Here is a 12,486-nt window from a genome sequence, read left to right as displayed (position 1 = left end):
TGGTCTCCACTTATTCGACATAGTGTCGTGGGTTTGAATTCCCCCAAAGTGTGTATATTTCTGGGAAAATCATATCCGTGTGTGTTTCTAGCTCGCTGATCGTCACGGCATTCTCTTTTTGTTGACCAAAGAGCACCACTTCTGTATCAGTGGAAATTCCCACGATATCCGTCACATCGACCATGGTAGTATTCATCGAAATTTTTCCCACAATCGGTGCACGTTGGCCTTGAATCAGTACCTCACCTTTATTGCCCAAGCTGCGGTTATAACCGTCAGAATAACCAAGGGGAAGGTTAGCAAGTACAGTATCGCGCTTGGTGACAAATACGCTGTCATAGCCCACGGTGCTGCCTGCCGGCAAGCGATGAAGAGACGCTACTTTGGTTTTATAGCTCACAATACTTGGGTATTCAGGGTGCCCAGGTAGATCGCCATAAAGTACGCCTCCTGGACGAACCATATCAAATTGGGCTTCAGGTACATTCAGTGAGGTAAACGAGTTAGCGGCATGCAGTGTGACATCATCACGGTCGAGGTCTGAGTGTTCAATAATCCATAGCGCACTTTGCTCGAACTGCTGCGCTTTGTCTCTGATATAGTCAACCTCATAGTTTGGGAAGTGGGTCATGATACCCACGACGTCGAGGTTATCTAACGCAGTGATGGCAATCGCGTGTTGTTGCGCAGTAGTGGTCGACATGTCGAGGCCATTGCGCCCCATACCACCAGAATTCAACGCTAAATGTACAGCGATGTCTGTGCCGTGCGCTTCAGCAATATTGGCAATACGCTGCGCTTTTTCAAGCGAACCGACGAGTTCTTCAATGTCGTAGTCGATGGCTGCGGCAATCTCCGCATCACTCGCAGCGCGAACGCGCATCAGTTGGCCGTTAAACCCTGCCTCACGAACGATGCGTGCCTCTTCATTGCTGGTAATCGCAATACAAGGAATGTTGTGCGCCAAAATAGTTGGCATTAGCCCTTGAATGCCATTGCCATACGCGTCGGCTTTCATCACGGCACAGATCTCCGTACCGGCATTCACATGGCTTTGGAACCGCTGAATGTTATCAGCAAACTGAGACAAACTGACTTCAAGCCATGCGTTACTTGTACTGTGTACTTGGCTGTGTTGGCCTTCGATACCAGACAAGAGTGGGGCACTGATAGCACTGGTTGTCAGTGTGGCAGCGAGTGCAAAAGCGACGGCGGTGAGTTTGGTTTTCATGAATAACTCCGTGTTCCCTTATCAAAGTGAGCGATAAGGGAGTTGTTGACAATATCTTAGGTAACGCGGTTTAGACTGAGGTTATTTCAGCCTGAATTTATTGACAGATTGCTGCAGTGACTCAGCCAACATGTCGAGTTCGGTACAGGCGTTGGCGGTGGTTTGCGCCCCCGAAGCGACTTGTTGAGAAGAGTGCTGCATGTTTTCAACTTGTGTGGTCAAGCTGCTGACCACACTGGACTGCTGGCTACAGGCACTCGCAATCTGCGTGCCCATGTCAGAGATGTCGGTGACCGCGGTCTGCACCGCCGCCATGGTTTGCTGTACTTGCTGGCCAACTTCGAGGCAACGTTCAGTGCTGCGTTGACTATCGATTGATACCGCTTTGACACTTTGTGTACTGGCTCGAAATGCTTCAATGATGGTGCTGATTTCGCCTGTTGATTCTTGAGTGCGCCCCGCGAGTGACCGTACTTCCGAGGCAACAACGGCGAAACCTCGACCACTCTCGCCGGCGCGCGCTGCTTCTATCGCGGCATTGAGTGCGAGTAAATTGGTTTGCTCTGCAATGTCTTGAATCACATCGACAAAGACATGAATTTGTTGCGAGCGTTTTTCGAGTTCTGCGACCGTCTCATCGGAACGGCGGTTGTATTGTGCGACTTCTTCCATCGCGGTGACCATCGACGCGACTTGTTGATTACCTGAATCGACGAGGGTCATTGCTGAATGTGTCCCTTGCGCCGCGTTTTCAGTGTTTTTTGAAATATCTGAGATGACCGCATCCATCTCGGTCATTGCCACAGACACTTGGTGAGTCTCGTTTTGCTGTGAATGCATATCTTGCGCAGATTGACGCGAGACAGCGCTGACTTGGTTAATGGAACTATTGAGTTGTGTGACTGCGTTCGCGATATGTTCAATAAGCTGCTTCAAGTTGCTTTGCATTGTATCCACAGCGCTCGCTAAGCGGCCAAGTTCATCTTTGCCGAGTTTGTCTGTATCGATTGTCGAGGAGAGATCACCATGGGCAATGCGATTTGCCAATCCAACAACTAAATTGAGTGGGCCGCAGATAGCTTTGGTCAATAAAATAGTGGCTGCTAACATAATGAAAAGCATGAAGGTATTACTTACCCATGTCTTTGTTTCAAGATCACTGATTTCACCAATAATACTGTTACGATTGCCCTGCATTGCCTCATTTAAAATTCTAATAAGGGTTGTAAATGACACATTCATACTGTCCGCAGTTTCTTGATTATTTACCACTAATCTTTGCGCTTCAGTTTTACTGTGTGTCATCAATAAAGATTGATATTTTTCACTGAGTTGCAAATAGGTGCCCCAATCAGCCATTAAACGATTAAATGTCTCTTGTTCTTCACCGGGCCATACCGTTCGACCATAGGTGTTGAGAGCTTGTGTTAGTGCAACTTTCTGTCTGTCGTTTTGGCTGATTTCATCGATCAGCTCACTGTGAGAATCGAAATTTTTCAATAGCTTATATTGAGACAGTCGTAGTGTGGCAAACTGGTTCTGTAGTGATACGACAGACATGACTGCAGGCAAGGTGTCATCGGAATAATTGATAAGTTCATCGTGGATTTTTTTTAATCCACCAAATGAAAAGAAGGCAAAAACGAGGTTAATTACAGCGATGAGTGCAAACGTTATGGTTAGTTTTTTTCTCACAGCTAAGTTACGAAAAAACATGTGATCCTCTGATTATATTTTTGGCTTTTGTTTATCCTTAATGCTGTCTAGTTCTCCGATCCATGAGGTGGGTGATTCTATACCAATAATTATATTAATAAATAGTTTGAAATATTTTGTTACATCTTGCGTGGTGGTTTTTACGATGATTTTTTTATTCACTTAGGAAGTATTTAAAACGGAATTTCCTTAGCCATTAAATATCGTCTTTGATATATCTTGATATGTGAATATTGGCACTATTCCTACTGGTGTTGACATCATCTAAGCCGGAGCGTGAATATTTGATGTCCATTTCAGTGAACATAACGATTTTGTTATTAAGTTAGGTGTACCGTAAGTTGATGAGTAAAGTGACTAATGAAATTCTTCAACTGGTTGATTAATCGCCATGGTGACTTGAGTCTACAAAGTGACACTCTTGAGTACAGCGAGTATCGAAACACTCGCTGCGCGTTGGGGCGTCATGGTTTTACTGTGTGGCGGAAATGGATGACTCTAGTATCCATTGATCGACATTGGTTTGCGTGCAAATGCTGTGAGCACCTCTTTTTTCGCCATGTTTCTCATAATGGGTGAGCAAGTCGGTGATATCTCTAAGCGATTCGTCGCGAATTACCCAGCTTAGGAGATTGGCTAACCAAGCGGGCATGCTTTTGAGCGCCAAATCATGTTGCTGCGCATATTTCTCTAACACGGCCCGCATTGGCAGAGCATGAGGGCCATAAATTGTCAGGCGCTGATTACGGCATTTCGAGTCTTGGTAGGCCTTACTGACTTCTTTCGCGTAATCTGCGGCGGCTATCCAGGGTATTTCTCTCTTTGAGGCGCCGATTTGCACCAAATTGTCTTTTTGAATAAACAGAGGGATTGATTCGAGAAACCAGCTTGGTAAAAACGCGAGATAGGGGTGACCGCTTTGCTTGAGTATTTGCTCACCCTCCCATTTGTAGCGGTTATCCCAGCGGCTACTGAACTCAGGATATGCTGAGGCATTGGAGATCATCGATATCAAGGTGTCAGGTTGATCGCGTAATGCTTCGACAACATTTTGGGTGCCGACGACATGGTTGGCGTAATAGGTTTTTTTACTCTGACCACTGAGGTTTAAGTGAACGGCATCAATGTCATGCAATGCGGCTTTGAGGCTGTGGACATCGAAGATATCTGCCTTTGCGTACTGAAATTTCTCTCCGAGTGTTTGGCGTGCTTTTTGTGGATTGCGGCTGAGTACGCGCACATTATAACCATCAACCAAGAGCTGCTTGGCTACAGGTGCACCCAACATGCCTGTCGCACCAATAATAGCGATGTTTTTCACGAAACTGTCCTTCTTCTTTTGATGTGTTTAAGAGAGCATAGAGGGGTTCTACTCATGTTATTAGTGGGTTAATATGGGTTTAAATAGTGCATAAATGGGATAAATGTATGGACATTGAAGCGGTCGTTTGGTTTGAAGCTGTAGCAAGATTCAATTCTTTTGCGGCTGCTGCCCGTTTTCTACGTCAGCCAAGCAGCAATGTGAGTCGCCGTATTGCCAAACTAGAGCGCGAGTTAGGCTATAAGTTAATGCAACGGAGTACGCGATCGTTAACCTTGACTGAGCAAGGCCGCCAATTGTTACCCATGGCAGAAAAATTGGTCGAAGTGAAAGCGCAGGTAGAGGATTGGCATCAAAGCCAGCAAGATGAACCCGCGGGCTTATTGCGTGTGACTGCTCCCGGCAGCTTTGCGCGTGGCCCTTTGAATGATTGGCTCATTGCTTATCGTAAAAGCTTCCCGAAAGTAAAAACAGCAGTCATCCATAGCAATGACTATTTAGACTTTCATCAACATCAACTCGATGTTGCCTTTCGACAAGGGCCACTCGCAAGCTCCAACCTGATTGCCAAGCGGTTGTTCAGTATTCAATATGGTCTGTTTGCTAGCCCCGACTGGTTAGCAACGCAAACGGTAATTAAAACGCCTGACGATATATTGGACATGCCACTTATTTGCCTCAGTGTGAAAGGGCAAACATTACCTTGGTATTTTCAAGGCCAGACGCTTCATCCCAAAGCCCCTGAAATGCTCTTTGATGCCTCTGAGCAGTGCATCAGTGCCGCGATTGCGGGGTTAGGATTGGTTTATTTAAATCGCTATGAAGTGAACGCAGCGATTGAAGCGGGCGAGCTAGTCGAAGTGTTGCCTGAACATAAAGCGCATCCCGTTGACTTTTACATGGTCTATACCGAGCGAGAGTTTCTTTCCAAGAAAACAAGAAGCTTCCTGCAGTTTATTGAAAAGAAGGTGAAAGCGTTTGAGATGGCGGAAGGGTTGATATTGTAATTGGCCAAAAATTTTATGAAACAAACGTGTTTGTTATCGTCATGCTCAGATACTCATCGTATTTTTTCCTACATTAATCTGCAATATAAAACAAAGCCTTTCAGTTGTCGGCGCGCTATGCTGTGATGCTCAAACATCTTGAAGTGTCTTGAATATACCTTTTGTCTAGCGTGAGTTTTTGCGTGCGGTAGCTATGCCGTAATTCAACATTATTCAGGATAAGGGAGGCGTTAAAAACGCGACTTACCCATTATTTATTGTTGCCAAAAAGTGTAGGGATTAACCATGTTTACCATTTCACAATCAGTTTTAACGATTAGAAAGGATATTATAGTCAGCGTGCTGGTTTTACTGCTATCGTCGCAACTTTACGGGGGATACGTGGCGGCTTTTGCTGGTACTTTCTACCTAGTTCCTCGCATCGTACATAGTTTGTATTGTGTGATAAGGAAGCGTGTATCAATAGGCGTTGAGTTGTTTCGGTTTTCGGTTTGGGTGATTGCCTTGTCGCTGTGTTTTTCGATTCATCAATATCGCGGTTGGAAGATGCGAATATACGCCGACGAGGTTGTGATGAGGATAATGGACTATAAAACGCTCAATGGTGAATATCCTTCCAGTATCGAAACTGTTGGTATCACAATACAGCAATTACAAGATAATTTAGGGACATCGTATTACAGTTTGCATGATGAAAAGGCAACATTAGTTTATGTCGTGCCATATATCGGTTTTGATACTTATCACTATGACTTCGAGAAAAACGTCTGGGTATACTTCTACAGTTAATGGTCTCTTTGATATTTCGGAAGGGTGATGTTGTAGTTGGCCAAAAAGTTTATGAAAAAAACGTGTTGATTGTCGTCATGCTCAGATACTCATCGTATCTTTTATTACATTAATCGACAATAAGAAGCAAAGCGCTTCAGTTGTTGACGCGCTATGGTGTGATGCTCAAACTTCTTGAGGTACGCTATTTGTTGCGAAAAGGAACAAGTTAAATGGATGGCTACTTTGATAGTATCGCTGACAAATGGGAACAGTGCCCTGATAAAATAAACCGAGCACGAGCCACCGCTGATAAAATTCATGAGTTGGCCTTCGATAAGGCAGAAACTATCGTTGATTATGGTTGTGGAACTGGACTGCTTGGGTTGCAACTTTGCTCGTCTTTTAAACATGTTACCTTGGTTGATGCTTCAGAAAACATGCTGAAGATTGTAAATAGAAAGTTGTCTGATAGTGAAATTAAAAATGCTGATACACAGCAATGTACCCATTTAGCTGAACTGAAAGGTAAATATTCCATTATCGTAACTTCAATGACGTTGCACCATGTCGCTGACGTTAACGCATTCTTTGAACAAGCTTTTCAATGTTTGTCGACCCAAGGCCGCTTAATCGTTGCCGACTTGTACCTGGAAGATGGTTCGTTTCACGCACACAATCCGAAATTCAATGGCCACAACGGTTTTGACCCGGTTGCCTTGTCTAAAGTGGCTGAGCGTATTGGGTTTCCTGACATTACCATCGAACCGTATTACAACATTATTCAGGATAAGGGAGACGTTAAAAACGCAACTTACCCATTATTTTTCTTTGTTGCCAAAAAGGGCAGGGATTAAACATGTTTACTCTTCCACAATCGGTTATAACGATTAGAAAGGACATTATAGCTAGCCTGCTTGTTTTGCTGTTATTGTCGCAACGTCTCATGGGATTCCTGGCGGTTTTTACTGTTTTCTACTTAGCCCCTCGCATCGTACAAAGCGTGTATTATGTGATACGAAAGCGTGCGTCGTTACGCGTTGAGTTGTTTCGGTCTTCGGTTTGGGTGATTGCCTTGTCGCTGTGTTTTTCAATTCATCAGTATCGCGATTGGAAGATGCGAATATACGCCGACGAGGTAGTGATGAGGATAGTGGATTATGAAACGCTTAATGGTGAATATCCTCCCAACATCGAAGCACTTGGGACAACAAATAAGAGTTTGACAGAGAACTTAGGATTCTCAGGGTATACCTTGTTTGATGAAGGCCCAGTGCTATTTTACAGTGTTCCATATATCATTTTTGATACTTATCACTATGACTTCGAGAAAAATGTCTGGGTATACCATGATTGACGCCCTGCTTTAGCTCTCATGTATCCTTCGTTGTTACAAACGTAAAGATAATAGGCAGTATGTGATGGAAAGAAAGATACAAGTTTGTATACGAAAAATGGTGCTGGGAAGTGTCATCAATCTAATCTCTGTGACAATCTACCTCTGGTGGATCCACACCTTTAGCCCCTCACTTTTCATATTGCTCTCTGTTTGTGCGTTGGCTGTAAGTTGTCGCCTCTTCCTGCACTACTGCGAACGATCTCGATTGGATATTGTTATACGGGAAGACACTTTGTATCTCAATGGGTTTGCTACGGAAACCGTGCTGGTTACGCCGAGGTTATCAAGCCAGTATGTGCTGATTCATTACGCGGCGGGTCAGTTTGAGGAGCGCATTAGATTGAATCAATCGATGGTCAACCGTGCGGATTGGGATGCATTACTTAAGTTAGCCAAAATGGCGCATTGCGGCGATAGGGCTGATGGGTAAGCTTCCCACTAAGGTTGCTATTTTGATGGTTCGACCTAGAATAGGCGGCCCAAAATAAGACTAAAGGCAATGTACAATGGAACGCGATTATCAATACAACTGCTTACTGACCATGCCGCGCCATGAGCTTGAAGAGTTCAGTCTGCGTATGATTGGCCGCATGGTGCCAGAAGAGACCATGACTGAGTTGTTCACCTTTGAACAAGAAGAAGTTGAAAATGATGATCGCCTGCGCGCTGCTCAGCTTGATGCCTTGTTACGCATGTCTGCTATCGCATTGAGCGAAGTCCAACAAGCGTTTGAAGATTCAAACAATGCCAATCAAAATACTGTTCGTATGACCCGTTTATTGCTGTGGCACTTTTATGCGGTTTCTTTTCGTCTTGAAGAGGCGGTGAGCTTAGAAAAGCACTGTGAAATGGTAGAAGCCCTCGTCGTGGATGCACCGAAAGATGTCTTTAGCTGGGTCAAAACCTTAACCGAACTGCTGCATCAATACGCCAAAGAAGCCGAAGCGTGATATTGAACATCGATAAGCGATAGAAGTGCCTGTCGTTATGCGCCGTTAACTGGCCGGCTCAGCTAAGACATATCCAAGCGATTCATAGACTTGTGCCATGGCGTCTTTGTCATTAGAGATTGCCATGGCTTCAAGCAAGAAACGGTTGGCGTCTTTATCGCTCTCGTTGTAATGCAAACAGATGCCGTAATTAAAGAGAACGATGTCATAGTCTTGTTGGATTCGTTCAGCGAACATCTTATTTGTTTCGTCGACGTCATCACCGTCTGCTTCAATGCTGTTCACGTCATCGAGGTGTTGAATAAGTGCTTCGTAGAGGGCTTCAGCGTTGTCATACATGCCTAGATTCATTAAGAATCGTGCAACGAGGATCGTCGCTCGGTATTGATCCGTGCCTTCCCCATGTAGCGCGTGGCTAGCGGCATGAAAGCCAAACTCATTAAATTTGAAGTGTGCGCAGATTTCAGCGATGTCTTCATAGGCTTTACCGTTTAGGTCAGCTTGGTTTGATTCATTGAAGAGTGCTTCCATCAGTGCGTAACTTTGCTCTGATATTCGTGTTAAAACCGTATCGTCTTTGCTGAGTGATAGTGCTGTCCTGAAATGGCTGAATGCGAGTGGATACTGCTCAAGTTGTCCATAACAGAACGCGATTTCTGAGAGTAAATCATCGTGGTTCTCTTTGTGCTTGTTGGCGTGCGCGTAGTATTTAAGTGCTTCTTCAAAGTTGCCAAGCGATTGATGATACCAACCCACATTGTTGTAAACACGATAGTTGTCTAACCCGAGCGTAATGGCTTGAATCCCGCTTTCAACTGCCTCTTCGAAACGGTTTAGCTCTCCGAGAATAAACGAAGCTTCGCAATGGGTATAGGCGTTTTGGTTATCAATCTTTAAGGACTTTTCGCAATAAGTGAGAGCAGTATCGTAGTCCTCAAGCTGATTCAAGTTCCAAATCAGATAGCGATAAAGCTCAACGCTTTCACGCTCATTGAGATCGAGCGCTTCACATTCAAAAAGAACGCAGATTGACTCAGTGTGCGCTTTATTGTCTGAGAACTGTTGACCTAAGGCGATTCTGTATTTACTTTCCTGTGGAATTTCTGCGCGCAAGGCGTCGAGAATGGCCAGTGCATCCTCGCTGTTCCACGCAAGGCGCTGAGCCTTCGCTAAACAGAGTTGCTGAGCGAAACGTTCTTCTGCATCGTTTACGGCACAGCTTTCTAATGCTGGGATAAACGCGTTGATGTAGCTAACACGTTCAATTAGGTCAACAAACCGAGTGATTGTTCTGACATCGTTCAGTGCTGCCAGAATTTCCGTGACTGCGTCATAGTTTTCAAGGGCAAAGTGGTTGCGTATTTTGGTGCGAGTGATGGAAAGCGCGAGGTTATCATTGTCGATATCAACAGCGCGAATGAGCCAACTGAGAGATTCTTGATAGTCGCCTAGCTTGTTGTAGGCGTATCCCATAGCGTCTATGGCATCGTTATCAATACGGCCTTGCTGACTGATGTAAGCAAAAAGAGACTCGATAGCGTTATCATACTGGGCGAGCTTTATCCGCAATAAGCCTTCACGAAGGTCGATGTCGGCTTGATGAGGTTCGGCTTCACGCGATTTATTTAGATAGTCGAGTGCATTGGTGTCGTCATGAGTGATGTCGTAGAGGTGCGAGATGTTGTTATACAGCCAAGCATCACGTCTTCCGAACTGCTCAGACTTCAACAGGGCAGTCAGCGCATCATGAGGATAACCCGCTTCAAAGAGTAAGTGACCAAATAACGCCGTATTATCGGCATACTCGTTATACTGAGTTGACGTATCAGCGGCGCTGATTGCGGCTTTAAAATCACCTAAATAGTAGTGTGCTTCCGCTTTTCTGAAATAGAGGTAGCTAATATGCTGAGCGTAGAGATGAACATCTTGTTCAGTAAGAATAGCTTGTAGCGTGGCATCGATCGCAACAAGCGCCTCTTTGTAATTCTCTTGGTCAAGTAACGTCTCGATTTCTTGATACGGGTTGCTCATTTCATCATCCTTGATTGCGTAATTTACCTCAGCGCACCCTCGAACCATTTCAACACTACTTTTGCTCGTGCACGCTATTTCACTCAAAGGGAACTATAAAAATAACAAGCTATTCATCTGAAGTTCAATACTGTTTAGAAAATGCGTGATACTTCTAAATTTAAGAAGGTCGTCGGCGGCATTGATGATTGTTATTTTCTACCAACAGGTGGGTTGATTTCGTGATAGTAACGCGTTTGGTTTTGTGGTGGTTTGAGTTTAAATATGCGATCAAGGTCACGTTTGAAATTATTATGTTGGTACTTGATTTCGAGGTTTCTTGGTGCGACGCGTATATGTGAGACTTAACTCTCTGAGATCGCAAAGGAATGTTGCACGCGGTTCCGAGTACATAAAACATAGTGTCTTCTCAGGTTAGGTAAAACAAGGTGGAAAAGCACTGTGATCTTTATCATTCAGCTTTTTAAGAAAAGAGGATTTGGTGGTGCATTTTGCAGATCCAATTTCTGGGTTGTGGCGGCATTTTTGGTACTTTTAAATGGCTGCGCTCATGTAAATAAGCCCACTGCCGGGGTAGAAAAACGTTATTGGATCTACATTGATACTCATGAACTTTATGATGGTGAAACTTATGCAGAGCAATACGTCACGGCATTGTTAAACTATAAGGTTATTGACGTCGACGAATCGGTGAAACTCCATATTTACGCAGAACATTTCGAGTTTGACGTGGATGGTAAAGGGTATAATAGCTTGAAGTACCGCCGTCAGGAGGAGTTTAAAACGTTAATGACCCAAGGCTTTGACGTTGATTTCAATCCTACTGATGGCAGTATTCTAGCGATTCACGGCCGCGCTACAGAACTATGGGACGAACTTCTTGATTCGCCGATGCAAAAATTACTGGACATGTTGACCGCGCCCCTTGTTTATCCTGCTTTACCTGAGAGTCTTCCTGTTATTTCTCAACAGGATGCCCTTGCTGCAACACTCTTTGGCCACAACGTTGCGATATCGGTACAAGCGAATGATGCGAAGTATGTGTCAGGTTTGGCCAAGGGAAAAGGGGTAGTAGGGCAAGTAACAACACGACACGATTCGACTTGGATTGAACAACTTTCTTTGATCGTTGAAGAGAGCGATGCAAGTGACTCGTTGACATGCACAATTCACACTTATGTTATCAGGCCTGCAAACTTACCCGCTGTGTTAATGGATAACCGTTGGATACTCCGCTATCAAGAGACGATTAACTGGTTCGATATTAGACCGATAGCACAAGCGATTATGGATGCCGAAGAGAAGGCAGATTCATCAATATTAAAACGAGAAATAGGTGAGATTCATTTTGATGATCGTGACGGTGAGCTGACCCTTGCTTACCAGCATAATTTGGAAAGCTTACAGAGCCTTTCGTTGGCGTTACGTGATATCGAGCTGGTTACGGAAAATAATGAAGCGGTCAATTTAACCGCCTTAGCTGGGATAGATCAACATTTCACCAGTGCAGACACTAGCTATTTCCCTGTGCGCGTGTATGGTTGGTCGAGCCGTCCGTTTGACAGGCAAATTAGTAATATAAGTGCGACATTAGACTATTTTCCAAGTGAGTTAACACAGACAAGTTTTCAGTGGCAACCTGATGTTGTAGAGCAGCATATTGACGTAGCAGGGTTAAATCTTAAGATTGTAGCTACTGAAAGAAAAGGGGAATACTTATTAACCTACTCACCGGCATCAGGGAAATGGGTCGAGCCCTATTTTGAAGGGTTAAATGGCCAATACTCTTTTGTTATTGGGACTTACGATATTGACGGTCTAACGCATGAGCAAAGTGTTCAATTATCTAAACTTAATCAAGATGGACTCCAAATAGCGAGTGAACCGGTGCGATTTGGGTATTTGTTCAAGCTTTCTGAAGTGCCAGAACAGGTCTCTCTGTTAATTCGTGAGCGAGCCACTCAGCCTAAAACATCGAATAAGGTCACATTCAATAGAATGGATTAAGGGCACAGAGCAAAGCAACCAAGTTTGCTTTGCTCTGTTAAACCGCCATTCTGAAA

At 44.4% G+C, this 12,486-nt stretch carries 11 protein-coding genes; 7 read left to right on the top strand and 4 right to left on the bottom strand.

Annotation, left to right across the window (positions count from 1 at the left end; translation table 11 throughout):
- Positions 1-10 precede the first annotated feature (10 nt).
- The 3 genes from alr to TSUB_RS08730 all read right to left on the bottom strand — a co-directional run bounded on the left by alr (position 11) and on the right by TSUB_RS08730 (position 4,268).
- On the bottom strand, positions 11-1,231 hold the full coding sequence (gene alr, locus TSUB_RS08740) for an alanine racemase (RefSeq protein WP_087018426.1): 1,221 nt from the start codon (positions 1,229-1,231) through the stop codon (positions 11-13).
- A gap of 81 nt (positions 1,232-1,312) precedes the next feature.
- Complete coding sequence (locus tag TSUB_RS08735; protein WP_087018424.1) at positions 1,313-2,947, bottom strand: methyl-accepting chemotaxis protein; 1,635 nt, start codon at positions 2,945-2,947, stop codon at positions 1,313-1,315.
- Between the two features lie 472 nt (positions 2,948-3,419).
- Positions 3,420-4,268 (bottom strand): SDR family oxidoreductase, encoded by an 849-nt coding sequence (locus TSUB_RS08730; protein ID WP_087018422.1) that lies wholly within the window; start codon positions 4,266-4,268, stop codon positions 3,420-3,422.
- Between the two features lie 107 nt (positions 4,269-4,375).
- Between TSUB_RS08730 and TSUB_RS08725 the strand changes: the two genes are divergently transcribed.
- The 6 genes from TSUB_RS08725 (at position 4,376) to TSUB_RS08700 (ending at position 8,392) form a co-directional block, all read left to right on the top strand.
- Entirely contained in the window at positions 4,376-5,275 is a 900-nt protein-coding gene (locus TSUB_RS08725; protein WP_087018420.1) for a LysR family transcriptional regulator, read from the top strand.
- 582 nt (positions 5,276-5,857) lie between these two features.
- Complete coding sequence (locus TSUB_RS08720) at positions 5,858-6,064, top strand: hypothetical protein (protein ID WP_159064844.1); 207 nt, start codon at positions 5,858-5,860, stop codon at positions 6,062-6,064.
- A 212-nt stretch (positions 6,065-6,276) separates the two neighbouring features.
- Complete coding sequence (locus tag TSUB_RS08715) at positions 6,277-6,900, top strand: class I SAM-dependent DNA methyltransferase (RefSeq protein ID WP_087018416.1); 624 nt, start codon at positions 6,277-6,279, stop codon at positions 6,898-6,900.
- A gap of 2 nt (positions 6,901-6,902) precedes the next feature.
- Positions 6,903-7,400, top strand: a complete 498-nt coding sequence (locus tag TSUB_RS08710) for a hypothetical protein (protein WP_087018414.1) — start codon at positions 6,903-6,905, stop codon at positions 7,398-7,400.
- Between the two features lie 247 nt (positions 7,401-7,647).
- Positions 7,648-7,872: a hypothetical protein gene (locus TSUB_RS08705; RefSeq protein ID WP_159064843.1), complete on the top strand. Its 225-nt coding sequence runs from the start codon at positions 7,648-7,650 to the stop codon at positions 7,870-7,872.
- Positions 7,873-7,948: 76 nt separating this feature from the next.
- On the top strand, positions 7,949-8,392 hold the full coding sequence (locus TSUB_RS08700) for an exoribonuclease R (protein WP_087018410.1): 444 nt from the start codon (positions 7,949-7,951) through the stop codon (positions 8,390-8,392).
- Between the two features lie 45 nt (positions 8,393-8,437).
- On the opposite strand, the gene TSUB_RS08695 is transcribed toward TSUB_RS08700, so the two are convergent.
- Positions 8,438-10,423 (bottom strand): tetratricopeptide repeat protein, encoded by a 1,986-nt coding sequence (locus TSUB_RS08695; RefSeq protein WP_087018408.1) that lies wholly within the window; start codon positions 10,421-10,423, stop codon positions 8,438-8,440.
- Positions 10,424-10,864: 441 nt separating this feature from the next.
- Here TSUB_RS08695 and TSUB_RS08690 point away from each other — a divergent pair, with 441 nt between their 5' ends.
- Positions 10,865-12,430 carry a hypothetical protein gene (locus tag TSUB_RS08690; protein WP_087018406.1) on the top strand — a complete coding sequence of 522 codons (1,566 nt, stop codon included), beginning with the start codon at positions 10,865-10,867 and terminating at the stop codon, positions 12,428-12,430.
- The last annotated feature ends 56 nt before the right edge of the window (positions 12,431-12,486 follow it).

The organism is Thaumasiovibrio subtropicus (assembly GCF_019703835.1).
In the GTDB taxonomy this organism is placed as follows: Bacteria; Pseudomonadota; Gammaproteobacteria; order Enterobacterales; family Vibrionaceae; genus Thaumasiovibrio; species Thaumasiovibrio subtropicus.
Note: the sequence above shows the minus strand (reverse complement) of the source record. Positions and strands in the feature narration are given on the sequence as shown.